Genomic DNA, 22,796 nt, shown 5'->3' with positions numbered 1-22,796 from the left:
GAAATGATTCAGTTTTTTCTTAATATATTTACAACTGCAGTTGTTTCGTCATTTTCTTTATAGACACGCGGAATTCTTCTATCTAGCATACATGTAACTTCATAGTTTATTGTACCTAACATATCCGCTATTTCTTCTACTGCGATATTTTCTTCACCTTGTTTACCGTAGAATACTACTTCGTCTCCTACTTGTACTGGCATCGCTTTTGAAACATCCAACATTAACTGATCCATACAAACACGGCCAATAACAGGTACTCGAACCCCATTAATTAACGCATAGCCTTTATTAGATAATTGACGATTATAACCATCAGCATAACCAATTGGTACAGTCGCAATCCATTCTTCACCAGTTGTTACATACGTATTCCCATAACTTACACCACGATTCTTCTTCGCATGTTTAATATGAGCTACTTTTGATTTTAACGACAACGCAGGCTGTAAAGAAACGACTGAATGATCCACTTCTTTTGACGGATACATACCGTACACACCTATTCCAACGCGTACCATATTTTGAAATGTGTTACTTAATTCCATTGACCCCGCACTATTTGAACTATGAATATATGGTATTTGAATTCCTAATTCTTTCGCTGTATTAACAGCTTTTTCAAATAAACTTGTTTGCATATTCGTATATGATTTATCGATTTCATCTGCCGTAGAGTAATGCGTAAATATCCCTACTACCTCTACATACTCCATACGGTTTAATTCTTCTAAAAATGGTTTAACTTCTTCTTCTTGTAAACCGATACGACTCATTCCTGTATCAATTTTCACTTGAATTTGTACTTTCTTTTGAAGACGGTTTGCAATTTCATTTATACCATGTAAATCTTCTACTCTATAAACAGTCATCATAACGTCATATTGAATTACATCTTCTACAGCCGCTACTGGTGTGTATCCTAAAATTAAAATCGGCACAGTAATTCCTGCTTCTCTTAATTCTATTGCTTCATCTACAAATGCAACTGCAAGTTGATGTATCCCAGCTTCAATTGCAGCTTTGGCAACTTCAACTGCCCCATGGCCATACCCATTCGCTTTTACAGCAGCCATCATCTTAATTTCTTCATCATTTACATGTTTTTTAAATTCTTTTACATTATGTTTTACAGCATTTAAGTCAATTTCTACAATTGTATCTCTTCCATATTTCAAACTCATTGGTCTAACTCCTAACTCAATAATTGCATTCCATTCTATTTCACGTTTCATATGACCTTTTACAATATAATACTTTTCATTATGCTAGTCAAACTACTAGAATTTTCGGAATTTTGAGTATGATATAATATCCTCAAGAAACTATTATATACGGAGACGAGGAGAATTACAATGTTTGTTCAATCTGCATTGCATCAACTAAAAGTTGCTATTGATACTTCTATTGATATGCTTAACCAATATAGTGAAAACGATTTAAAAATACAACCGATTCACTCAAAACGATCATTATTTGAAATGTGTGCACATCTTTCTCTTATTTGTCATGCTGATTTACTCATTTTAAATGGTATTCCAGAAAAAGAATTACATACCTTTTATATAGAACGTACCCCCGTAACAGTTGCTCACATGCAACAAACGATGATTGAAGGTTACAACCTTCTCTCTAAAACATTTCTTTCCTACTCCCAAATAGAATTAGCAGAAGTTATGACTGCCTATTGGGGTATTTCTTATTCGCGCTTTGAATGGTTACTTGAAATCGTTGCACACTTTTATCATCATCGTGGACAAATTCATATTTTATTATGCGAGCATATGAACGATCCTCGCATTCCTTTATTTGAGTGATTTTCCACTCATTCATTAATTATAAATAGAGAAGCTACAAAACCAATAAAAAGTATCATTCCTAATTTCCCCTCCTAATTGACCTACAAGAGAAACTAAAGACGGAACGGATATAGCAATACCTATTACAAAACAGACACTCATCATTACAAGTAGAGATAGATACGAAACAAAGCCTATTGAACTTAGACTAAAAATAGCAATCAACAATCCTCCTTGAAGAACTTTCCTTACTTCAAACCTCTTTGTTAAACGACCTGCAAGTGGTGAGAGCAACATACCAAACAGCCCTGCTAAGCGAAAATAAAGGATTTGTTCTGCAGTTAAATTGTAAGTAGGAGAGCTCAAATAATTCCCTAAAACAGTATACATATTAACAAAAGCCATTAATAAAACAGGATTTTTCACACTGACTAACTATTAGTTTTAAATAATGCGCAACTTCTTTAAGGCATAAGAAATTCCGCCTTCACTCGCCTTCGTTGTAACGAAATCAGCCCTTCTCTTCAACTCCTCTCCACCATTTCCCATCGCAACTCCTAATCCTACATACTGCAACATCTCAATATCATTTCCACCATCGCCAAAAGCAATGGCTTCTAATTTACTAATGTTTAAATGTTCCAATACTTTTTGAATTGCAGTTAGCTTCGATACTTTACTATCTTCCAATACATTTATAACGTAACCATGAAAACGCTCAAACGTAAGTGCTGGATATCTTTCAATGAATTTTTGAGCTTCTGTATCATCAGCATACAGACATATGCAATACATCTCATCTGATAAGTTTCTAACTTTGTCAGGATACTGCTCTAAATTTAAGGTTTCATTTAACGCTCGCATGACACGTTCATCTTTGGAAGCAATATTATTCATTGCAAATTCTTCTGTAAAGTAAGAAACACTGTGACCATGTAATTCAGCAAAATTTGAAATATCATGAACGATTTCGCTTGAAAGTACTGATTTATGTATAACTTCTTTCCCACATTTTATATGTGCACCATTTGCTGAAATAAACGTATTTATACCTAGTTCCTTAAATTGTGAGCATAAACTATATGGTCTTCCAGTTGTAACAACTACGTGAATTCCTTTATCTATTAATCTTTGTACCGCTTCTTTTGTACTTTCGTGCATGCTTCTATCAATCTCACTTAATAACGTACCGTCAACATCGAAAAATACAACTTTGTACATAAGTCTTTACATCCCGTCCAAATGATTCGTATCATTAATGAAATGCACCGTTTTTTGTTCACCCTCAATTTCAATTAAACTTATTCCCGTATCTCCCATTTTGAAATAGTAGTCCATTGAAATTGGCATTTTGAAAAATGCACGTAATAGACTATTAATTACGCCCCCATGGGCAACAATTGCAATTCGGTCATATGTATTCTCTGTCAAGATTTTAGAAAAGATTCCTTCTATTCTCATTCGAAACTCAATAAACGATTCCCCGTTTTCAAAACGATCATGAAGAAACTTTGGCTCTGGATATTTCTTTGCTTCTTCAAATGATAAGCCTGCTTGCACTCCATTATTAAACTCCATTAATTCCTCTTCTAATTGAATTGGACAACCAATTGCTTCTGCTAATGTTTCACCCGTTTCACGAGCGCGTTTTAATGTGCTTGCCCAAATGAAATCTGGTGCAAAATCTTTCTTCACTTTCTGTACAAGTCTTTGTACTTGTTGTCTCCCTTTGTCAGTTAACTCAAAATCAGCTCGACCTTCATGCACATGTAAAATATCAGCTTCTGATTCTCCGTGGCGTATTAGTAGTATTTGCATGTTTCTCTCTCCCTTTATTTAACATTCATAAAATTCCATTATATCACATTTTAAGATTCCAAAATAAAAAAGGAACGGTCTCCCGTCCCTCATCCATTCACTTTTTCCGCATCATTCCAATAATATTTACTAAACGCTTCTGTTAACACATCAATTGTGTTATATAATTCATCTAACGTATTATCAACACCACCAACTTCAATTAACATCGCATTTTTCGATAAATCTTGGTTATAAACGCCATTTCCATCTTTTTTATACTTTGGAAAAATCCCTCTACTTAATCCGTAATAGTTTTCATCTAAATAACTATTGATCGCTCTTGCAATTTTTTCATTTTCAGCACGGCCTTCATTTTCCATCCCAATTATAAAATATAATCTTGCATACGATTTTCCGTTAATTACTTTTGTTGTTACTTTCTTACGCTGATCGTCACGGTGTATATCAATCGGAAACGCAATTTTATTATTTTGTGCTAATGCTTCTTTTACATATTCATGAGACGCTTTATATGACTGATACCATACCCACTTTTTACTCGCTAATAAATCACCCATATTCGTTTTATCATGAACTACCGGAATTCCTTGTCCTTCAAGTTGCTCTTTCATACGTTTTCCTAGTAAAGACACATTTACATCTGGGCTAGATGGATCAGTTGCCCCTGGTAATAATGGAAAGAAGGATTCCCAGCTATGTGTATGATAAATATATACTGCACTTTCACCTTTTTTCGCTCCGTTCTTTTTCTGAACCGGATTATTCTTTTCCGCTTCTGTAACTTTATCTTTTGCTATTTCCCGTTCTTTCGTTACTTCTTCAATCGGTACACTAGATTCATTTGGGATATTTGTCAAGTTTGTCCCTTCCCCAGCTACGATAATATTAGAATAATACTTTGACATACCAGGTACTTCTTTACCGACGAATGTTCTTAAATCTTTAATTTTCAAATCTGTCGCGATAGAGAACATTAAATTCCCAACTGACTCTCTTTTATTCTTCTTAAAATAATCAAATCCGTAATAGCGATTCTCACTTTCTATCATTTGAACAAAACCTTGCATCGATACTTTTCCAAACCATTGATTTGCATAATTCGATTTCATTGTATGTAAAAATGACGTCAAAATCGACGCTATCATAATTACTATTAGCGCATATAAAAGGAGTAACGAAATCAGCTTCTTCCCATGTATTCGAGTTGCATACTTTTTCACTGCATCACCTTCTTTATACATGGATATGTACAAGCTTTTCAGAATATACGCACAAAAAAAAAGAGAAATGGTATACCATTTCTCTTCCTCACTTTTATTGTTCTTTTCCTGTATCATTTGAAGGTAGTTTCTTCGCTTGTTTTTCTTTAAATATTTCTCCAATTGCCCCAAGAGTACCAAGTGTTTCAATTGCATTAGACGGAATAAAGACTTTATTTGCTGGTCCTTTTGCAACTTCAGCTAATGATTCAAATGATTTGTAAGCAAGTATACGCTCATCCAAATTCGCTTCACGAAGCAATTCAATACGATTTTGTTCTGCTTTTGCAATTTCTTCAATTGCTCGTGCTTCCCCTTGTGCTTCTAATTCTTTTGCTTCTTTTATACCTTCAGCTTCGCGAATACGCGCTTCTTTATCCCCTTCAGCCATCAAGATTTTACTTTGCTTTTCCCCTTCAGCGCGAAGGACTTTATCTTGTTTTGCTGCTTCAGCTTCTAAAATAATCGCACGTTTATTACGCTCAGCCTTCATTTGTTTTTCCATTGATGCTTGCACATCTTTTGGCGGGTTAATATCAACAACTTCGACACGTTCAATACGTACGCCCCATTTTTCTGTTGCTTCATCAAGCGCTAAGCGGATTTCTGTTGAAATTTTTTCACGACCAGATAACGTTTCATCCAGTTCCATTTTACCGATGATTTGACGCATCGTTGCTGAAGTAATATTACGAACACCATATTCATAGTTTGAAATACCATATGTCGCAAGTTCTGGTTCAACAATTTGATAGAAAATAATTGTATCAATCTCTACTTGAACATTATCTTTCGTAATTACCTTTTGCGGTGGTACATTCGTTTGTTGAATGCGTAAGTCATGATATACACGAACACGATCTACAATTGGTATTAAAATATTTAACCCTGGGTGCATTATACGTTGAAACTTACCAAATCTTTCAACAACCCCAACTTTTTGCTGAGGAATAATTTTAATTGTTAATGCGATAAATGTAACTACAATTAGTGCGAATATAATCGTTAACGTTAATGCTACCATATTTATTCACTCTCCTTTTTCACTTGTAATATAGTACTATGCCTCTTTATAACAACGACTTTTTCTCCAGCATCAATTGAAGAATCTGCAATAGCTGTCCAAGTATCTCCATCCACCTTCACAATACCATTCGCTTCATTTGTAATCGCTTGCATAACAATCCCTCTTTTACCAACAAGCATATCTACTGTATCAGTAAAACCTTTTGCTTCTCGAAAGTTTTTTGAAATTCTTTTCGTAAAGAATGTCAAAGTTAAACTTACAATTGCACCAACAGTAACTTGTAACAGTAGTGCATCAGGAGCAAACAAAGCAATAAGACCTCCGACAACAGCTCCAATTCCAAGCCAAAGCATGTAAAATGTAATCGACAACATTTCCGCGATAAATAAAATACCAGCTATTATAAACCAAATTACCCAAGCAGCCATATGCAACCCTCACTTTCTTTCTCATTTTCTATATGTATATGAAGAAAAGAATGGTTTATCCGCCCTTTCTTACACTTGGGCGTTTGCTACAAGCTATTGTACATATTCACTGTTACAATGATCATTAATATAATACTATATCAATATATTCTTCATTATACATGAAAATCCCTTTCAAAAAGTGACAAAAAATTAAATTCTTTAAAAATTTTAATTTTTAAATTACAATTATTACAATTATTAAATACTATTTTTTATAGAGGTGATATTCTTATTGAGAAACCTGTCACTAATCTACTATTTAGGTTCCAAAATATGCATTACTCTCGCTGACATCGTATATGTAATGATTATTACAACTCATATTTATATAGCAACTAAATCAGCTACTATTACTGCTCTTTTTCCATTATTACAAGTTATCACAAATCTAATTGCTAACATCTCTGCACCACTTATAATAAATCGTTTTCCATCTTATACGCTGTTATATACGCTCCAATGGTTGAAAACAGTCTTTTTACTATTATTAATGATTTTGTTCCCGGTCTTATCCACAAACATTATAGCTCTATTAACTTTTATTTTTGTCATTTCATTATGTAGCGGGTGGAGTGCTCCATTATTATACGGTATTCTTCCGCGCCTTACACCGAAAGAAAAATTAGTAAAAGTAAATAGTATCTTTTCCTTTTCAACACAAATTGTGCAAGCCGTTGCTTATTCATTTACGAGTATTGTCGTTCTTCTCATTGGCGCTACTTCTACACTCATGATTAATAACATTTTAATGATTTTCGGATGCATTGCATTACATTTTTCATTAAGTTCCATACATACTGAAAGAATAGCAGATTCTCCCTCTTCCAAAAGTACTGTTTTATTGGAAGGTTGGAAACTCCTATTTCAAAATCCTTCTCTCCGTACCGTTACATATATGGACTTAATCGAAACTTTCGCAGGGACAATATGGATTGGTGCTATTACGATGGCATACGTTACGACTATCCTTCATAAGGGCGAAGAATGGTGGGGATATATTAATACAAGTTATTATGTTGGCACGTTAATCGGTGGTCTATTAGCCTGGAAAATGAGTTCCTATATTCAAAACAATTTAATACGATCTATGTCGATTGGCTCTCTTATATTTAGCATTCTTACATTTTTATATGGTATGACAAGCAGCGGATTTATTGCGCTTTTTCTATGTGTTCTAATGGGACCCTGTTATCAAATTAGAGATATTTCCCAAACGACTGTTTTACAATCAAGTGTCGCCCCTTCTTTATTATCAAAAATGTATACAGCACATGGCGCACTTCTTTCAACAGCCTCTGGACTATCTATGCTTATCATTGGCATTATTACTGATATGTTCGGTGTTCGTACAATTTATATCATCGCTTCTATTCTTATTTTATGTTCCGCTTGTTTATCTTTTAGTTTATTAAAATATCATAAGACAGAGCAGAACGATATTTCAATTTAATCACTAAAACAAAGAGGATAGGGATTCCTGTCCTCTTTGTTTATTCTATTCATGATAAGTTGGGGATTTTTCTATGCTTTGTCGCTTGTTCAAAAGCATAAGCTAATTTAATTAATATCCCTTCACTAAAGGCAGTGCTTGCAATGGTAATTCCAAAAGGCCTCCCGCTTTCCATATACCCTGCTGGTATTGCTATAGACGGATAACCCGCTTTCGCACATATAGTAGAACCTATATAGGAAGGAAACAGTATCGCATCAAGATTATATTTTTCCAATGCAAAATCAATGCCTTGTTCTTGAGAAAAATATATATCTTCTAATCTCGCATTTAAATATTCTGGATTTCGTAACGTATTAGGAAAATCTTTTCTTCCCTCTAACTTAGTTTGTCCATATTTTAAAGCTCCTTCTGCTATGTTTTTATTAAACTCCATTAACTCCGAAATAGAATGTACCGGGATAGTAGAAGGTAATTTAGTAAGATAGTTATCTAAACTATGCTTCAGCTCATAAAGCGGAACTCCCCAGCTCCATTCTCTATGAAAAGAAGGAATATCAATATTTTCTACTACTGTCGCTCCTTCATTACGTAATACTTGGATCGTTTCCTTAAACAAGATTTCATCATACTCACCATTTTCGTAATAATCTTTTGGTGCATCGTTAAACACACCAATCTTCGCTCCATTTAAACCATTTGCATCAAGGTAAGATGTATAATCCCGATATGCCCTACCGTCACTTTTGTGAGTAACTACATCTTTCTCATCCACTCCAGTTAAACTCCCTAGCAAAATAGTAGCATCGGTTACCGTTCTAGCAAATGGTCCAGCTGTATCTTGCGAATAAGTAAATGGAATAATTCCTCTACGACTAATTAAACCGACAGTCGGTTTAATACCTACTACAGAATTTTGAACAGCGGGGCTCAAAATAGAAGCATCGGTTTCTGTCCCAACAGATACTACTGTAAAGTTAGCAGCAACTGCTATTGCAGATCCTGTACTAGATCCGCCAACAAACATATGATCCTTGCCCGTTCCATATGGATTGATTGTTTGACCACCTCTTGCACTATATCCAGCCCACATTTCAAAAGACATTGCATTTGCTAATTCTGTCATATTCGTTTTTCCTATTATCACTGCCCCTGCTTCTCGCAGTTTAGTAACGAGAAATGCATCTTCACTGCTTATATTTTGTTCTAGAGCTATTGTACCTGCACTTGTATGCATGAAGTCATTCGTTTCAATATTATCCTTAAGCAAAACAGGTATTCCATGCAATGGTCCCCTTACGCCGTTTGTCTTTCTTTCATAATCTAACGCTTCTGCAATAAAAATAGCATCTGGATTGATTTCTAAAATTGAATTGATTTTCGGCCCGTCTTGATCATACTTTGCGATTCTATAGAGATAATACATCACTAGCTCTTTTGAAGTTAGCTTTCCAGATTCCATTTCATTTTGAATATCTTGAATTGTTAATTCCTTTTTTAAGATTGAATTAAACTGAATTTCCATTTATATTCTCCCTTATATGAACTTTTTTAACATATACCCCTTACTTTTTCAATTTTTCATCTCAACACATCCTAAATTAATATCCCTTTAAAGAAATTCAATACTCTTATTTAAACACCTTTAATTTTCCGAAAAATAAAAAAAGTCTGAAACGGATTAACCTTCGCTTCAGACTCTTACATTACTGTGCGTATACTTCATCTAATAAATGTAAAAACTCACCTTGTTTCCCAGCTAATTCAGGGCATTTTGCAATATCAACCCATTCATAGCAAAATACTAATCCTTTATCTTCCTCACCAGCACTTACAATATGTTCCCAAGTATCCTTTACATCTGTTAGTAAAGTTACATGGAAAAAGTGGCGTTTTTCATACTCCTGTTTTTCTTTCATATGTATAATGTAATCTGCTAAAAACCGCTCTATGCATAAATGACGCAATCCGGATTCTTCCTGTACTTCACGCAATATAGCAGCTTCTAACGTTTCACCTTCATCAACCGTTCCCCCTGGCACTTGAATACCAGCTTCATGTATATCACGATGTTTAAAAACAAGTAATTGCATAACCCCCTCTTGTTCTCTTGTAATATATGCATGTACTTTTTTCTTATATAACATCGTCATTGTACATCTCTCCCCTCAATTGTTCACTCTGTTACTTCTTCAAGTGTCAGTTGATTATCATACAAATATGTAGCTTGTGGATTTCCCACATACCTTACGTGCCATGGTTCATACCGATAGCCCGTAATCGTTTCTTTCGCTTTTGTGTATCGAACCACAAAACCAAATTTATGGGCATTTTCAGAAAGCCACTGACCTTCTTTCGTTTCCCCAAAAACTGTCTCTAACTGAAATTTAGCAGATTGAGACGTAATATCCATAGCTAGTCCAGTTTGATGCTCACTTGTGCCAGGAACCGCGCTAGACATTGCTGTTTTTGCTTCCCCGTCTTGTTTTTTATACATCGTATTTAATGCTTTTTGTCGATCAAAAGATCTAAATCCAGAAACTGCAAAAAGAAAAATACGCTCGTTGTCAGCCTGCTGGAACATATCCTCAAGCGCCCTCGCTGCCTCTTTTCTCATCTTTTTCTTTTCTTGATCACCTTCACTAGAGTAGCGCACTTTCGGAATAACTAAATCTGGCGGTCTATACCCATCTGGTAAACGCCTACTTTTATTTACAAGTACAAGCATTGAATTCGGATTATTAATTACCGCAATATCTCCATCCATATTAGCAATCGTTTCTTTCGCTTTCGGAAATATGCTATTTACACTTACTTCCCGCGCCTGCTTATCCTTATACATTTTATAATTGATTCCTGCTACTCCAATAATTATTATTGCAGCTACAATACCAAGTAGTGCCCATCTTTTTTTCATATAACGACCTCTTATTTTAATAATTTGGCCATTTCATACTCATCGATGCCCTTTCCATCGATAATAAGAGCAGCTTTTTTGACACCTTCTTTCTCAAATCCAGCTTTTTTATATAGTGCCTGAGCTCTTGTATTGTGGGCCATTACTGTTAATTCTAAACGCCATACATCATGTAATTTTGCCCACTTCTCAACCTCTTTAAACAATCTCGTCCCAATACCTCGCCCGTTATACTCTTGCAAAATACCAATTACAATGGTTGCCACATGCCTCTTTCTTTGAATGTTATTTCCATTCACTAATATAAAACCTACTATCCTCTCATCTTCAACTGCTACAAATATTGTTGCATATTCATTTTCTATAAAGCGATGGATCATTTTTTCTTGTTGCTCAGCTGTAGTTTTTCTTTCTCCTGGTTCATATAACATAAACTTCGTTTCTTCATCTAATTGCTTACTTAATTGCAAAAATGATGATGCATCTTCTATTTCGATCTCCCTAATCACTTCAATCACCCTACCAGTTTCATAATAAAAAGTTTTCCTTATAAAAAGATTTTCTCTACTTTCCTGAAAATCCCTTTGTAAATCTCCTGCTATAAATTGACAAATTTCGATATTACTATAACAACGACAAATTATGTCTATTCTGTGACGTCTCATCATTACAAAGAAAAAACGCAAGCATTACACTTACGTTTTTTCAAAAATACTGTGAATTCCTCCTCATCAGGTGAGGTCTCTCACCAATTTAAATTTCACTTTATCCATTCACTTTTTCTGCCTGCCAAAAATATTCACCAAATGCTTTAGCAAGTGCATCAATTGATCGATTCAATTCTTCCTCTGTATTATCTACACCACCAACTTCTATTAATATCGCTTGTCCTGATAGGTCTTGATTATAGATTCCATTTCCTGTCTGGAACCCTTTTTGAATGACCCCACGGCTCACTCCTGGATATTTCTTATTAATCGCCTCATGTAAAGCTGTCGCTAATTGTAAGTTTTTTTCATAGTTTTTATTTCCTTTCCCTACTACAAATGCAAGCTTTGCATATGATTTATCTCCAATTGTTTTTGTCGTTACATTCTTTCGGGCACTATCACGATGCAAATCAAAAAAGTATTGAAGATCTTTATTTCCAGCCATAGCTTGCTGCACAATTTCTCGTGACATTTTATACGAACTATTACTGTTTAAACCTTTACTTATTAACTTTTGACCAACATCACTCTTATCGTTAGTAGCTCCAATCCCTTCACCTTCTAGTTGTTCACGGAAACGATCTCCTAATATAGAAATATTCGACACAGAACTCGTTGCTTTATTCGGATTCGGGTCATTCGTTAAGTTAAGTAAAGGTAAATAAGATTCCCAGCTATGTGTATGATAAATAAACGCAACTTGTCTCTTTCCAGTCGTTTGGGACGGCTGTTTTTTCTCTTTATTCGTATCTTGTTTAGGTGCTTGTCCAGTTCCACTAGTCCGTTCCTTCACTACTTCTTCAAGAGGAACACTCGACTCTATCGGTAAGTTAGAATAATTTGTACCCTCACCCGCAATAACAATTTCTGTATCGTACTTACCAAATCCCGGGAGCTCTTTCCCGACAAAACTGCGTACATCATTAAAGCGAATATTTGTAGCCATAGAAAAGAGAAAAGAAGAAATTGAAAAATCTTGATTCAAATTTCGATACTCCTGTGTAAAATAATGATTCTCTTTTCCAAGTACATACATGTAACCATTCATCGATAACTCATTTAACCAATTATATAAATACGTTGACTTTGTCTCTTTCATAGAGGTTACCATCAGACTAATAAGAAAAAAAGTCGCTAGCACTGTAGTAATAACAAATAAAACTAACTTACGCATATTTGTAAACTTCATAAAAAAAAAGCCCCGATTCATACTATCACCTCTCTATTTCAAGTTATGTACAAGCCCTAGAGAATAGACCGTTAAAATTTCGGCTATATTGTTAATGAGGTGAAATGAATTGAAGCTATTAATAGGAATATTACCAATCGCTCTATCATTCATTTTTTATTTGTCCGCTAAGCAACCAAAAATCTCTATTGTGCTACATATTTCTGCGTACTTGGCACTATATGTACTTGGTACAATTATTTCCATTAATATATACGATGTTTTAATACAAGATTTAGTTTTCATGACGAGCATTCATGGAATTTTACTGAATCCATTTTTCCTTATTGCAGGAGCGTATATAGGAACATACACTTTGTACCTACTTTTTTCTCACATTATTATGAAAATAAAAAATGGAGCGTAATGAAATGCAACCACCATTTATCTGTCATACATGCAAAAAAAAAATTGTGAGAAAGAAAGACCTTATTACAGCCACATGGTACTTCCGCTTTTATTTATTTCACAGTGATTGTTTTAAACGACAGCAAGTGTTTATCTCACGATTTCTCCCTGTGAATACACTTTTCAATTTCTTTCTTATTATATATGGACTTATTTTTGGCAGTATTCTTATGATTACAGAACCATCTATTATTTGGCTGACTTTCTTTTTTCCTATTTTTTATCGGTTTCTTTCTTATTATTATGTTGAACGTTTTTTCTCTACATAACGCGCAGACTGACCTCTCGGAATACTTAAACATTCCCACTCATTTTCTTTTAACATCTTCCCAATGTAAATAATCTGACCAATATGCAATGCATAATGAGAAATTTGCCTTTCAATTGCTTGCATGACAGTATGTGCTTCACCGCGAATGTATACCGTCTTCAATAAGTGTTCCGGCGTTAAAGTATTCATCGTATTAAAAACATATTTCCATCCTTCTTGCCAAGCTATAAGGGTTTCTTCTTTTGAATGATAGCATCCTTCAAATTCACCATCTCGATTACGATCTGTTTTTTCACCATCAGACGTTAAAAAATCCGTCCATCTAGAACGCATATTACCGTACAGATGCTTAATAATAATCGCTATACTATTTGTTTCTTCATGAGAAGACCATTGTATTTGTTCATATGATAATTGAGAAAGTGCCCGTTCCCCTTGTTTCTTTGTTGCTTTAAAGTTCGAAATCGCACATTGCAAATATTCTCGTCCGATATCCATATTAGCCCCTACCTTCACCCTAGCTAATTTTTGTTCCATTTGGCAATTCCATATTAGGCTGAAGTAACACAACATCATCAGCTTCAGGAACACCACCAAGCACAAGCACTTCTGATTTGAATCCAGCTACACGCTTTGGTGGAAAGTTTACAACAGCAACGATTTGTTGACCGATTAAATCTTCTGGAATATACCTTTTCGTAATTTGAGCACTTGACTGCTTTATCCCGATTTCTCCAAAATCTATTGCTAGTTTAATCGCTGGTACTCTCGCTTCTTTAAATTCCTCTGCATGTATTACAGTTCCAATTCTCAAATCCAAATTTAAAAAATCTTCAAAATTAGCCATTTATCATTCCCCCCAATTATTACTTAGACAAAATACAAAAATCCCCTTCAAAAAAAGAAAGGTGCCTAAGCACCTTTCTTTTGTAATTCACTTGATTCATTTGATTTATAGAAGAAGAAACCAAGAATCCCGCCAATACATGATGGAATTAACCATCCGATTCCTTCGTTATATAACGGTAACATTTGTAGTACATTAGAAATCGCGTCAATTTTAATTTTCGCACTTTCTAAACCATTAAAAAAACTAATTAACAATGCACCTAAAATAGCTCCAATATAAATTGTATTACGCTTCCCAATCCACTTATGGAAATACGAAAGTACGATTAACACAATTGCAACTGGATAAATGATCATTAACACAGGTAATGTTACTGCGATTAATTGTGTTAAACCTAGGTTAGATACAATTAAACTAAATACACATACCATTGTTACAATCGTTTTATGCGAAAGTTTTGGGAATAAGTTTGTAAAGAAACCTGCACACGCAGATGTTAACCCAACAGAAGTTGTTAAACAAGCGAGTATAATAACAAGCCCTAATAAAATTTTACCACTCGTCCCATATAGCTCATTTACAACATTCGTTAAAATAAGGCCACCGTTTTCTGAGATACCAAGTGATGTACTTGTTGAACCAAGATAAGCAAGTGATAAATAAATTAACGTTAAACCAAGTACAGCAATAATACCTGATACTACTGTTATTTTTGCAATTTGACTACTCTCTTTTATCCCTTTAGAGCGGATAACTTGTACAACGACAATTCCGAATACGAGCGCGCTAATTGCATCCATCGTTAAATATCCTTGAATAAATCCACCAAAGAAAGCATTTTCTTTGTAAGCAGCTAACGGCGCAGCTGGCTCTCCAATTGGATCAATAATTGCCTTTCCGACAATAACAGCGACAATTAATACTAATAATGGTGTAAGAAACTTTCCGAACCAATCCACTAATTTAGATGGATTTAATGATAAATACCACGTTATTCCGAAGAAAACTATCGTGAAAAGAAATAGCATGTACCACTCTGAAACCATTGCCTCTGATAAAAACGGCTTCATACCCATTTCAAACGAAACAGCTCCAGTACGAGGAATCGCGAAAAATGGTCCAATTGCTAAATAACTAATCAATGGGAAAATAAACGCAAATATAGGGTGAACTCTAGAAGATAGCGCTTTCAAGTCCCCCTCTACAAACGCGACAGCTGTTACAGCTAGTAGGGGTAATCCGACTCCCGTTACAAGGAATCCTATTGTAGCAATCCAAACATTCTCTCCTGCTTGTTGACCTAAAACTGGCGGAAAAATTAAATTTCCTGCTCCTAAAAATAATGCAAATAGCATTAAACCAATTGCTACCGTATCACCTGGCCTTAAACGTCCCTTCATGCTCTTCATTTGCATAGCACTTTTTCATTGTTTATCTCTATATTTTACAATATGCTATGCATCCTCCTCTCTGCTCAAGATGATAAAATATGCCCCTTACAAAGCAGTGTCTTTCTCCATAATTTCTCCATTCCCCTTATTTTTACTCTAATCATTAATACAATTATTATTTTGAATTTTGATTTTTTTGAATTTTTAAATCATTAGAGTGTTATTACGTGGAGTGTAGATGTCAGACCTCTTTGTTTTTATCACACATATAGTAACATATTTAGTTGCAAAATAAAAACATATTTTCAAATTGATTTTTTTGAAAATCGAAATTATCTACATTTTTTATTCTCTTACACAAATATTGTTATAATCTCACCTATTATTCGATTGTTATTTTCAAATAACTTTATACACGTAACATACAAAAGCCATCTAATATATAATTAGATGGCTTTTGTTATGTTACTCTATCGTTTCAACTTCACGTGGATTTTTCATCTCTTCCACATACACAACTCTAAATCCGTGATCTTCTAAATCTTTCAATAATGTCTCTAATTCACCGTCGTTAAACTCTTCTCCTAATGTAAACATAATTCTACGAACTAATAAGGCATCATTATCAAAAGTCATCAAACTTTGAATACCAGTGTATTTCTTTAAAACTGTCGATAACTTTTGGATTGCTCCATTATAGTCTTGCGTTCCAATCATGACAGAGTATTTACTAGAGTGAACGCCCCATGCATCCTCTAATAACTCAAAAACTTTTTTATGCGTTAAAATTCCAAGGAAAACCCCTTTTTCGTCAACTACTGATAAATAAGGCAATTTTTTTATTGTAAAAAATACTTTAAAGAAAGATGAATCTTCTCTCACAAATCCTTCTTTATCGTTTAATAATTGTATTACACTCTCATCAAGTGATCCTTTATATTCTAAAATATCTACTTTATATATATTCCCTAAAAATTTCTCTTTTTTTTCATCTAAAACTGGTACACAACGATACCCCGTTTTATTTAAATGCTCTAACGCTTCCCCAATCGTAATCGAACTTGAGCACAGTAAAACTTCCCTTTTCGGCACGTAATTCCCTTTAATCCTCATAAAAAGCCTCCTTATGTTAAAATACTTTCTGTGCCATAACTATATTATATTTTCAGAAAAAAATAAATAATTTATTTTATTTTTCTGAAAATTATCCATTTTCTTGTCATAATTTATTCATGAATCCTTCACTTGTATATTTTTGCTATCAAATCTTCTCTCTGAATTACTAAATGAAAAATATATTGTAACTTCTTTCAAAAAAAGCTAAAATAAGAATAAGAATTTTCTGAATATTCTAAGAGTAGGTGGTTATATGTCCTTATTACGCTCACATATATGTAAATTTATAATTGGTGTTATTTTTATTTTTGCCATAAGTCCTATTCCAGCTCTTTTTATTACACACAATTACTCTTATCAAAATGGATTTATTAGCATTTTTCAAAACTTCGCACAGCTTTCTTCTATATCAATTCCAAAGGTTGATTGGATGCATGAATCTATCTTTTTCTCAGCAAACCAAATGATACATACTTCTAATCATTCAACACCATTATTCCCTTACATATGGGAAATATATTTTATATCGATTGTTCGTTTTACTTTTACCCTTGCGATCGGATTTTTCATAAGTTTGGGTATCGGCCATTTATTTTTCAAAGTACCTAATTCGTTTAAAAAGTTTACTACTGTATTGAAATGGATTCCTTACTCTTTTTGCACTGTAGTATTACAATGTTCAGTCTTATTACTACTTCTATACATCGCACAATTTATAAACCTTCCTTACTACTCATCATTTATCATCGTATGTAGTACTTCCATGATTATCGTTATGCAAGCAGTAAAAAAATGGATTCCTTTCTTAAAAAACACAAATGAATATGAAATAAAACATGATTCTTTTCTTGTGGATACATTGTTTTTGGCGCTTACTTCGAATCATAAATCAATTTTAGGTTCCATTATTCTTTCATTCGTTTTTATGGAATGCGTTTTTCATGCAAATGGACTGTTACAATTTATCGTTCAATTTGGCGGAAATTCACCCATAATTGTTACAATCGGCTTATTACTACTCTATATCCCATATAGCATACTTTCTTTCCTTCAAACACTATGGACCACAAACTACTCCAAACAACAGTCATACACTTTGACGAGAAGTGTTCCAAAACCTTAATTTAAAATAACCCTCTATAATCTAAAAGTAGGGGGTTATTCCTTTTGTATAGCGGACAAAATAACAGCAAATTCAAAAACTATTACAGAAACATACCAATATTTACCCTTTTCCTTTGACTATTCTTTTCATTTGGATTTATTATAAAAGTATAACATAATTGCAGGAGGTGACATCTTTATTCCAAACCTTGGAATGGAGAACACGCTTGGACATATTAAATATTTTTCTCATCTTTGTACTTATTCTTATTTCTGGCTTTTTCGTTGCATCAGAATTCGCTGTTGTAAAAGTACGAAAAAGTCGAATTGACCAACTTGCAAATGAAGGTAATAAACAAGCTTTAGCTGCAAGAAGCGTCCTATCTAATTTAGATGTTTATTTATCAGCTTGTCAGCTCGGAATTACAATCACTTCTTTAGGGCTTGGTTGGCTTGGTGAACCGACTGTGGAACATATACTACGACCGCTCTTTGAAAAAATTAATATTACTGGAACAATGGCTAACACTTTATCTTTTGTTATTGCTTTTAGTGTTATTACATTTTTCCACGTTGTATTAGGTGAATTAGTTCCAAAGTCTTTCGCAATTCAAAAAGCAGAAGCAATCACACTCAAATTTGCAAGACCGCTTATTTTATTTGATAAAATTATGTATCCATTCATTTGGCTACTCAATAGTACAGCTATATTTTTCACAAAACTACTCGGATTAGAACCTGCGAAGGAAAGTGAACTTGCTCATTCTGAAGAGGAATTGCGACTCATTTTAGGTGAAAGTTTTAAAAGCGGTGAAATAAACCAAACCGAATATAAATATGTAAATAACATTTTTGAATTTGATGATCGAGTTGCGAAAGAAATTATGGTTCCTCGTACCGAAATGATTTGCTTGTCTACTGAAAATACGTTAGAAGAAAATATGGATATCGTCGCTACTGAAAAATATACACGCTATCCAATCATTGAAAAAGATAAAGATGATATCATTGGAATGATCAATACGAAAGAAGTATTCCATGATCAAACGAAAGGTATTTATAAACCACTTGAATCTTATATACATCCTGTTCTAACTGTATTTGAAACAGTTCCAATTCGTAAAACGTTAGTCCACCTTCAAAAAAATCGCGTTCAGATGGCAATCGTTATGGATGAATATGGTGGTACTGCCGGACTTTTAACGATGGAAGATATTCTTGAAGAAATCATTGGAGAAATTCAAGATGAATTCGATGCTGATGAATCACCTATGATTGAAAAGCGTACACCTAAGCTTACTGTTTTAGATGGAAAGGTGCTTATTTCTGAAGTAAATGATATGTTTGGCCTACATATTGATGATAGTGATTTAGATACAATCGGAGGATGGCTTCTCTCTCAAGCAGTTGACTTAAATATTGAAGCTGGCTATTCCATTGAATATGCTGGTTTTCAATTTAAAGTATTAGAACTTGATGGACATCAAGTCAAAAAAGTTGCTGTACATAAACTAGATATTAAAAAGGAGCTATAAAGTGACTGTTTTATTAACAATTTGTATCATTGCCTGTTTCGTTGTTTCATTTCTCGCCTTTATTTATCCAATTATCCCTGGCATACTAGCTGTCTGGGCTGGATATTTGATTTACCATTTCGGTATAAATGGAGGCGAATTAACAACTTCTTTTTGGATTATTCAAGTCATTTTCACTCTTTTCATTTTCGTTGCTGATTTTATTGCAAATGGATATTTCTTAAAAAAATACGGTAGTTCTAAATGGGGTGAACGTGTCGGAATGATTTCTATCATTGTCGGCTCGTTCTTCTTCCCACCATTCGGACTTATTATCATACCGTTCTTATCAGTATTTATAACAGAACTAGTACATAAAAAATCGCCAAAAGATGCTTTTCTAGTTGGAGTCGCTACTGTAGTTGGTTTTTTAAGCAGTACAGTAGCGAAAGCAATTCTCCAAATCATTATGATTATCATCTTCTTGTGTTATATCATCTTTTAACCATCCCGACTTCGGGATGGTTTTTTAATATGCAATACCTACTCGACTATTTTCATATATATTTTTCTTACATAGATCCCATGCAAAGTGTGCTGTATCACCCACTGTAATTTTTGATCCACCCTCTGGCAATATATCTTTTTCAGTTCGATATACCTCTGTCGCCTCACCATCTATTAAATGTGTCGGACAAACAACTGTCCAACATAAATTATTACTATTACTTAGTACCTTATATGCAGCCAAATGATCTTCCGCTGCCGTTGTCGTTTTCCTTTTTGATTCCGTTGATTGAAAACGATATAAATTTAGATCTGTTCTTGCTTGTAAAATACCAGCTGTTCCTATTGTTATGATCCTACGAACCCCATCTTCTTCCATTTTCTTTATAATTTGTGGCATACTCTTCGCTAATGTTCCATTTTGATCCGTTCCAAGTGCACTAATTACTATATCACTTCCTTCTATCGCTTTCTTTATATCATTTTCGTTCAATACATTCCCTTCTATCACTCTTAACCTTTCATGTTGTATTTCTATTCTATTTAAATCACGCGCTAATGCAGTCACTTCAGCTGAATCCTTTAATGCTAAATTAATTATGTTTGAACCTACTCGTCCTGTTGCTCCCAATATACATACTTTCATTTGTTTTCCCCCTCTTTCATTCTCTTTCTATTTTTCAATAATCTCAGTCAATTTACAACAAAAAAGCTTCCTCATATATAAGAGGAAGCTTTATTATTACTTTATTTCTTTTCTTTAGAATCAGTAGACTTCTCGGTTCCGCTTGTTTCTTTATCCTTTTTGTCCTCTTGTTGTGTTGTTGTGTCGTCTTCTTTCTTCTTGTCCTCACCTTTACTACAACCTACCATTAATAAAGAACTTGCAAGTGCCATAGCAGTTAATGATTTAACCCATTTGTTCATTTGCGTTTCCTCCTTGTGATAGAATATGTACAACCTCATATTACTCTCTATTTTTAAAGGAGAGATTGAAAAACAGTAAATATACGGTAAATTTTTGTAAATTTTCCGATAACAAAACCTAATTTTAATTTATATATTTCATTTCCAATCGATACACAATAAAACTAGTTTTTTCTCTCAATGGACGTAAAAAAACTAAGGCGCATACCATTTCGCCTTAGTTTCTCATGCAAATTTTTCATTTTCATATAGATGTGTAATCTTATATTCCTTCTTCATAACATATTGCCACACACTATAAGCGTAACGGTTCATTTTCAGGAAACAATTTTCCAAAAATGAGCGAAACTCTGGGTTAGCAACTTCCACTGCAACTTGAGCAAACTTTAAAGCTAATCGTTTCAAATGCGCAATATAACTGGTTGCAATATGAATATCCCCTGTATATTTACTAACTGTTTCCTTTCCCATTTCATGCAAATCAAACTCCATTGTTTCACAGGTTATATGCTGCACATTCTCTCCTTCTTGAAAATTTACTTGTTCATTATATGCTTGTAACATATATGGTAAATGGTGCTGTAATAGATTTTTTAATTCTTCGTCTCTGACCTTTCCAGCATACTCTCCAACCTTGTATATTAGCATATAACTATATTTCATTAATTCTTTCATACAGTCCATTAAAGCGCCTCCCTTCTCTTTTGTCCATATACTATAAATATGATGCTAAAACATTCGCTATTCTCGCTAAAAACCAATCCCATCTACTAATTTTCTCAAAATCTTCTTCAGAAAATCGTTTTGATTTATGAAAGTCTACCTGTAATCGACTCCATACTTCATCAACAACTGTTTTATCATATATGATACAGTTAGACTCACAATTTAAATAAAAACTTCTATTATCAAAATTCGCTGTCCCAATATCAACAATTTCTCCATCAATAATTGTTACTTTCCCATGAAAAAATCCATTTCGATATTGATAAATCTCCGCTCCAGCATGTAACATATCTTTCAAATATGGATAGGCAGCTTGTTTTAACAATATGGCATCACTTTTAAATGGCACGAGAATTTTCACATTAACACCACGATTTAATGCAGCTTTTAACTCTTTCACCATTTCTTTACTTGGTACAAAATATGGTGTAGCGATAATTAAAGACTTTTTAGCCTTTTTTAAAAGTGCCCCATACTTTTCCCATAAGCCTTTTCCATTTGAAAATAAATATTGATATTTCACATTCCCTAATGTAGGTATACTTTCATGTATAGGCATTTTTTCTCCTGTATCTTCTTTCCAATCTTCGGCGAACTTTCTTTCCATATCCGCTGCACCCTCACCATGGATGCGCACGTGATAATCACGCCATGGCCCAAACTTTGGATTTTGTCCAAGGTACTCCTTTCCGATATTAAAACCACCGACGTATGATACCTTTCCATCTATCGTAACAATACGTCTATGATTCCGTTGATGAAAAGAATAGAACACATTTTTCAGTTTCGGTTTTTTACTAAATGTAAACTTCACACCGTTTTCCTTTAATCGGCTAATTACCTTTTTCTTCAGCTTATATCCACCTATCCGATCGACTGACAATTTTACTTCTACTCCGCTAGATGCTTTTTTCTCTAATAACTGTAAAAACTCTTGGCTTATTTCATCTTTTCCTACAATATAAAAATGGATATATATATACTTTTCTGCATCGTTTATATCCTCAAATAATTTTCTATATAACTCTTCACCGTTCGTATATAATTGAAATTCACCTAATCGAACTTGTCCTAATTCATATTCACTAGCCATTTCCTTCCCCATTTCCACATCGATGTTCATCCAAATGAATACACCTATTAAACAAAGGATTATAGCGAAAAAGTGCTTCATGGATAAATTCCTTTCTCCACTTACTGTTATTTCTATATCTTCCCTTTTTTATTACATTATCATTCAAGAAAATATGTCATTGCATGATATATGTCCATATCAAACAATAGCTCATTTGCATATTGTA

General features: G+C 33.9%; 27 protein-coding genes. 7 read left to right on the top strand and 20 right to left on the bottom strand.

Features of this window, described 5'->3' with window-relative positions:
• Positions 1 to 8: 8 nt before the first annotated feature.
• Positions 9 to 1,184 (bottom strand): alanine racemase, encoded by a 1,176-nt coding sequence (gene alr, locus MR112_RS04220; RefSeq protein WP_002182683.1) that lies wholly within the window; start codon positions 1,182 to 1,184, stop codon positions 9 to 11.
• 171 nt (positions 1,185 to 1,355) lie between these two features.
• On the opposite strand from alr, the gene MR112_RS04215 reads away from it, so the two are divergent.
• The gene (locus tag MR112_RS04215) at positions 1,356 to 1,817 is read left to right on the top strand and encodes a DinB family protein (RefSeq protein ID WP_000497991.1); all 462 of its coding nucleotides are present in this window, start codon (positions 1,356 to 1,358) and stop codon (positions 1,815 to 1,817) included.
• 15 nt (positions 1,818 to 1,832) lie between these two features.
• Here the strand turns inward: MR112_RS04215 and MR112_RS04210 are convergent, their stop codons facing one another.
• From MR112_RS04210 to MR112_RS04185, 6 genes are all read right to left on the bottom strand, one after another.
• Positions 1,833 to 2,204 (bottom strand): MFS transporter, encoded by a 372-nt coding sequence (locus MR112_RS04210; RefSeq protein WP_011110050.1) that lies wholly within the window; start codon positions 2,202 to 2,204, stop codon positions 1,833 to 1,835.
• A 39-nt stretch (positions 2,205 to 2,243) separates the two neighbouring features.
• Positions 2,244 to 3,020 (bottom strand): Cof-type HAD-IIB family hydrolase, encoded by a 777-nt coding sequence (locus MR112_RS04205; RefSeq protein WP_000278973.1) that lies wholly within the window; start codon positions 3,018 to 3,020, stop codon positions 2,244 to 2,246.
• 6 nt (positions 3,021 to 3,026) lie between these two features.
• On the bottom strand, positions 3,027 to 3,617 hold the full coding sequence (locus MR112_RS04200; protein WP_001166435.1) for a histidine phosphatase family protein: 591 nt from the start codon (positions 3,615 to 3,617) through the stop codon (positions 3,027 to 3,029).
• A gap of 89 nt (positions 3,618 to 3,706) precedes the next feature.
• Positions 3,707 to 4,957: a stage II sporulation protein P gene (gene spoIIP / locus MR112_RS04195; RefSeq protein WP_370658485.1), complete on the bottom strand. Its 1,251-nt coding sequence runs from the start codon at positions 4,955 to 4,957 to the stop codon at positions 3,707 to 3,709.
• Positions 4,935 to 5,903, bottom strand: a complete 969-nt coding sequence (locus tag MR112_RS04190; RefSeq protein ID WP_000226252.1) for an SPFH domain-containing protein — start codon at positions 5,901 to 5,903, stop codon at positions 4,935 to 4,937. Before MR112_RS04190 ends, spoIIP (MR112_RS04195) begins: the two co-directional genes overlap by 23 nt.
• A 2-nt stretch (positions 5,904 to 5,905) precedes the next feature.
• On the bottom strand, positions 5,906 to 6,334 hold the full coding sequence (locus MR112_RS04185) for an NfeD family protein (RefSeq protein WP_000741976.1): 429 nt from the start codon (positions 6,332 to 6,334) through the stop codon (positions 5,906 to 5,908).
• 274 nt (positions 6,335 to 6,608) lie between these two features.
• Between MR112_RS04185 and MR112_RS04180 the strand changes: the two genes are divergently transcribed.
• Complete coding sequence (locus MR112_RS04180) at positions 6,609 to 7,826, top strand: MFS transporter (RefSeq protein ID WP_242244797.1); 1,218 nt, start codon at positions 6,609 to 6,611, stop codon at positions 7,824 to 7,826.
• Positions 7,827 to 7,875: 49 nt separating this feature from the next.
• Here MR112_RS04180 and MR112_RS04175 read toward each other — a convergent pair whose 3' ends face one another.
• From MR112_RS04175 to spoIIP (MR112_RS04155), 5 genes are all read right to left on the bottom strand, one after another.
• Positions 7,876 to 9,351, bottom strand: coding sequence for an amidase family protein (locus MR112_RS04175; RefSeq protein WP_242244796.1), 1,476 nt, complete (start codon positions 9,349 to 9,351; stop codon positions 7,876 to 7,878).
• 181 nt (positions 9,352 to 9,532) lie between these two features.
• Positions 9,533 to 9,979: an NUDIX hydrolase gene (locus tag MR112_RS04170; protein ID WP_000178293.1), complete on the bottom strand. Its 447-nt coding sequence runs from the start codon at positions 9,977 to 9,979 to the stop codon at positions 9,533 to 9,535.
• A gap of 23 nt (positions 9,980 to 10,002) precedes the next feature.
• Complete coding sequence (locus tag MR112_RS04165; RefSeq protein ID WP_000747647.1) at positions 10,003 to 10,743, bottom strand: M15 family metallopeptidase; 741 nt, start codon at positions 10,741 to 10,743, stop codon at positions 10,003 to 10,005.
• 11 nt (positions 10,744 to 10,754) lie between these two features.
• Complete coding sequence (locus MR112_RS04160; RefSeq protein ID WP_000617576.1) at positions 10,755 to 11,252, bottom strand: GNAT family N-acetyltransferase; 498 nt, start codon at positions 11,250 to 11,252, stop codon at positions 10,755 to 10,757.
• Between the two features lie 256 nt (positions 11,253 to 11,508).
• Entirely contained in the window at positions 11,509 to 12,663 is a 1,155-nt protein-coding gene (spoIIP, locus tag MR112_RS04155) for a stage II sporulation protein P (protein WP_001079278.1), read from the bottom strand.
• 88 nt (positions 12,664 to 12,751) lie between these two features.
• Between spoIIP (MR112_RS04155) and MR112_RS04150 the strand changes: the two genes are divergently transcribed.
• Both MR112_RS04150 and MR112_RS04145 read left to right on the top strand, forming a co-directional pair.
• A complete protein-coding gene (locus MR112_RS04150; protein WP_088322216.1) occupies positions 12,752 to 13,048 on the top strand; it encodes a hypothetical protein in 297 nt (98 codons plus the stop codon).
• Positions 13,049 to 13,052: 4 nt separating this feature from the next.
• A complete protein-coding gene (locus MR112_RS04145) occupies positions 13,053 to 13,358 on the top strand; it encodes a hypothetical protein (RefSeq protein WP_002178927.1) in 306 nt (101 codons plus the stop codon).
• On the opposite strand, the gene MR112_RS04140 is transcribed toward MR112_RS04145, so the two are convergent.
• From MR112_RS04140 to cbpA, 4 genes are all read right to left on the bottom strand, one after another.
• Entirely contained in the window at positions 13,331 to 13,897 is a 567-nt protein-coding gene (locus MR112_RS04140; RefSeq protein ID WP_242244795.1) for a DUF1572 domain-containing protein, read from the bottom strand. The two genes, MR112_RS04145 and MR112_RS04140, sit on opposite strands and share 28 nt — an antisense overlap.
• Entirely contained in the window at positions 13,878 to 14,207 is a 330-nt protein-coding gene (csaA, locus tag MR112_RS04135; protein WP_001263013.1) for a chaperone CsaA, read from the bottom strand. Before csaA ends, MR112_RS04140 begins: the two co-directional genes overlap by 20 nt.
• 65 nt (positions 14,208 to 14,272) lie before the next feature.
• On the bottom strand, positions 14,273 to 15,610 hold the full coding sequence (brnQ4, locus tag MR112_RS04130; RefSeq protein ID WP_011110049.1) for a branched-chain amino acid transport system II carrier protein BrnQ4: 1,338 nt from the start codon (positions 15,608 to 15,610) through the stop codon (positions 14,273 to 14,275).
• Positions 15,611 to 16,066: 456 nt separating this feature from the next.
• Complete coding sequence (gene cbpA, locus MR112_RS04125) at positions 16,067 to 16,714, bottom strand: cyclic di-AMP binding protein CbpA (protein ID WP_001220526.1); 648 nt, start codon at positions 16,712 to 16,714, stop codon at positions 16,067 to 16,069.
• A 256-nt stretch (positions 16,715 to 16,970) separates the two neighbouring features.
• Here cbpA and MR112_RS04120 point away from each other — a divergent pair, with 256 nt between their 5' ends.
• The 3 genes from MR112_RS04120 (at position 16,971) to MR112_RS04110 (ending at position 19,840) form a co-directional block, all read left to right on the top strand.
• Entirely contained in the window at positions 16,971 to 17,840 is an 870-nt protein-coding gene (locus MR112_RS04120) for a hypothetical protein (RefSeq protein WP_000055265.1), read from the top strand.
• Positions 17,841 to 18,048: 208 nt separating this feature from the next.
• Positions 18,049 to 19,356 carry a hemolysin family protein gene (locus MR112_RS04115; RefSeq protein ID WP_000353738.1) on the top strand — a complete coding sequence of 436 codons (1,308 nt, stop codon included), beginning with the start codon at positions 18,049 to 18,051 and terminating at the stop codon, positions 19,354 to 19,356.
• Between the two features lies 1 nt (position 19,357).
• Entirely contained in the window at positions 19,358 to 19,840 is a 483-nt protein-coding gene (locus MR112_RS04110) for a DUF456 domain-containing protein (RefSeq protein ID WP_000217339.1), read from the top strand.
• A 24-nt stretch (positions 19,841 to 19,864) separates the two neighbouring features.
• Here the strand turns inward: MR112_RS04110 and MR112_RS04105 are convergent, their stop codons facing one another.
• From MR112_RS04105 to cls, 4 genes are all read right to left on the bottom strand, one after another.
• Positions 19,865 to 20,488, bottom strand: coding sequence for an NAD(P)-dependent oxidoreductase (locus MR112_RS04105; RefSeq protein ID WP_000861645.1), 624 nt, complete (start codon positions 20,486 to 20,488; stop codon positions 19,865 to 19,867).
• Positions 20,489 to 20,589: 101 nt separating this feature from the next.
• Positions 20,590 to 20,769 (bottom strand): hypothetical protein, encoded by a 180-nt coding sequence (locus MR112_RS04100; RefSeq protein WP_001045960.1) that lies wholly within the window; start codon positions 20,767 to 20,769, stop codon positions 20,590 to 20,592.
• Positions 20,770 to 20,994: 225 nt separating this feature from the next.
• Positions 20,995 to 21,453, bottom strand: coding sequence for a spore coat protein (locus tag MR112_RS04095; protein ID WP_000340527.1), 459 nt, complete (start codon positions 21,451 to 21,453; stop codon positions 20,995 to 20,997).
• 31 nt (positions 21,454 to 21,484) lie between these two features.
• Positions 21,485 to 22,669, bottom strand: coding sequence for a cardiolipin synthase (gene cls, locus MR112_RS04090; RefSeq protein WP_142292972.1), 1,185 nt, complete (start codon positions 22,667 to 22,669; stop codon positions 21,485 to 21,487).
• Positions 22,670 to 22,796 lie beyond the last annotated feature (127 nt).

Source organism: Bacillus cereus group sp. BfR-BA-01330 (assembly GCF_022663885.1).
GTDB lineage: Bacteria > Bacillota > Bacilli > Bacillales > Bacillaceae_G > Bacillus_A > Bacillus_A cereus.
This window is presented reverse-complemented; position numbering and strand designations above follow the sequence as displayed.

Excerpts from the sequence above, each read along its gene's own strand:
- MR112_RS04170 (WP_000178293.1), bottom strand. The coding sequence starts at position 9,979 with ATGACGATGTTATATAAGAAAAAAGTACATGCATATATTACAAGAGAA.
- MR112_RS04095 (WP_000340527.1), bottom strand. The coding sequence starts at position 21,453 with ATGGACTGTATGAAAGAATTAATGAAATATAGTTATATGCTAATATAC.
- MR112_RS04100 (WP_001045960.1), bottom strand. The coding sequence starts at position 20,769 with ATGAACAAATGGGTTAAATCATTAACTGCTATGGCACTTGCAAGTTCT.
- spoIIP (WP_001079278.1), bottom strand. The coding sequence starts at position 12,663 with ATGAATCGGGGCTTTTTTTTTATGAAGTTTACAAATATGCGTAAGTTA.
- MR112_RS04165 (WP_000747647.1), bottom strand. The coding sequence starts at position 10,743 with ATGAAAAAAAGATGGGCACTACTTGGTATTGTAGCTGCAATAATAATT.
- MR112_RS04190 (WP_000226252.1), bottom strand. The coding sequence starts at position 5,903 with ATGGTAGCATTAACGTTAACGATTATATTCGCACTAATTGTAGTTACA.
- MR112_RS04185 (WP_000741976.1), bottom strand. The coding sequence starts at position 6,334 with ATGGCTGCTTGGGTAATTTGGTTTATAATAGCTGGTATTTTATTTATC.
- csaA (WP_001263013.1), bottom strand. The coding sequence starts at position 14,207 with ATGGCTAATTTTGAAGATTTTTTAAATTTGGATTTGAGAATTGGAACT.
- MR112_RS04205 (WP_000278973.1), bottom strand. The coding sequence starts at position 3,020 with ATGTACAAAGTTGTATTTTTCGATGTTGACGGTACGTTATTAAGTGAG.
- MR112_RS04120 (WP_000055265.1), top strand. The coding sequence starts at position 16,971 with ATGTCCTTATTACGCTCACATATATGTAAATTTATAATTGGTGTTATT.
- cls (WP_142292972.1), bottom strand. The coding sequence starts at position 22,669 with ATGAAGCACTTTTTCGCTATAATCCTTTGTTTAATAGGTGTATTCATT.
- alr (WP_002182683.1), bottom strand. The coding sequence starts at position 1,184 with ATGAGTTTGAAATATGGAAGAGATACAATTGTAGAAATTGACTTAAAT.
- MR112_RS04215 (WP_000497991.1), top strand. The coding sequence starts at position 1,356 with ATGTTTGTTCAATCTGCATTGCATCAACTAAAAGTTGCTATTGATACT.
- MR112_RS04200 (WP_001166435.1), bottom strand. The coding sequence starts at position 3,617 with ATGCAAATACTACTAATACGCCACGGAGAATCAGAAGCTGATATTTTA.
- MR112_RS04145 (WP_002178927.1), top strand. The coding sequence starts at position 13,053 with ATGCAACCACCATTTATCTGTCATACATGCAAAAAAAAAATTGTGAGA.
- MR112_RS04210 (WP_011110050.1), bottom strand. The coding sequence starts at position 2,204 with ATGGCTTTTGTTAATATGTATACTGTTTTAGGGAATTATTTGAGCTCT.
- spoIIP (WP_370658485.1), bottom strand. The coding sequence starts at position 4,957 with ATGATACAGGAAAAGAACAATAAAAGTGAGGAAGAGAAATGGTATACC.
- brnQ4 (WP_011110049.1), bottom strand. The coding sequence starts at position 15,610 with ATGAAGGGACGTTTAAGGCCAGGTGATACGGTAGCAATTGGTTTAATG.
- cbpA (WP_001220526.1), bottom strand. The coding sequence starts at position 16,714 with ATGAGGATTAAAGGGAATTACGTGCCGAAAAGGGAAGTTTTACTGTGC.
- MR112_RS04140 (WP_242244795.1), bottom strand. The coding sequence starts at position 13,897 with ATGGAACAAAAATTAGCTAGGGTGAAGGTAGGGGCTAATATGGATATC.
- MR112_RS04175 (WP_242244796.1), bottom strand. The coding sequence starts at position 9,351 with ATGGAAATTCAGTTTAATTCAATCTTAAAAAAGGAATTAACAATTCAA.
- MR112_RS04105 (WP_000861645.1), bottom strand. The coding sequence starts at position 20,488 with ATGAAAGTATGTATATTGGGAGCAACAGGACGAGTAGGTTCAAACATA.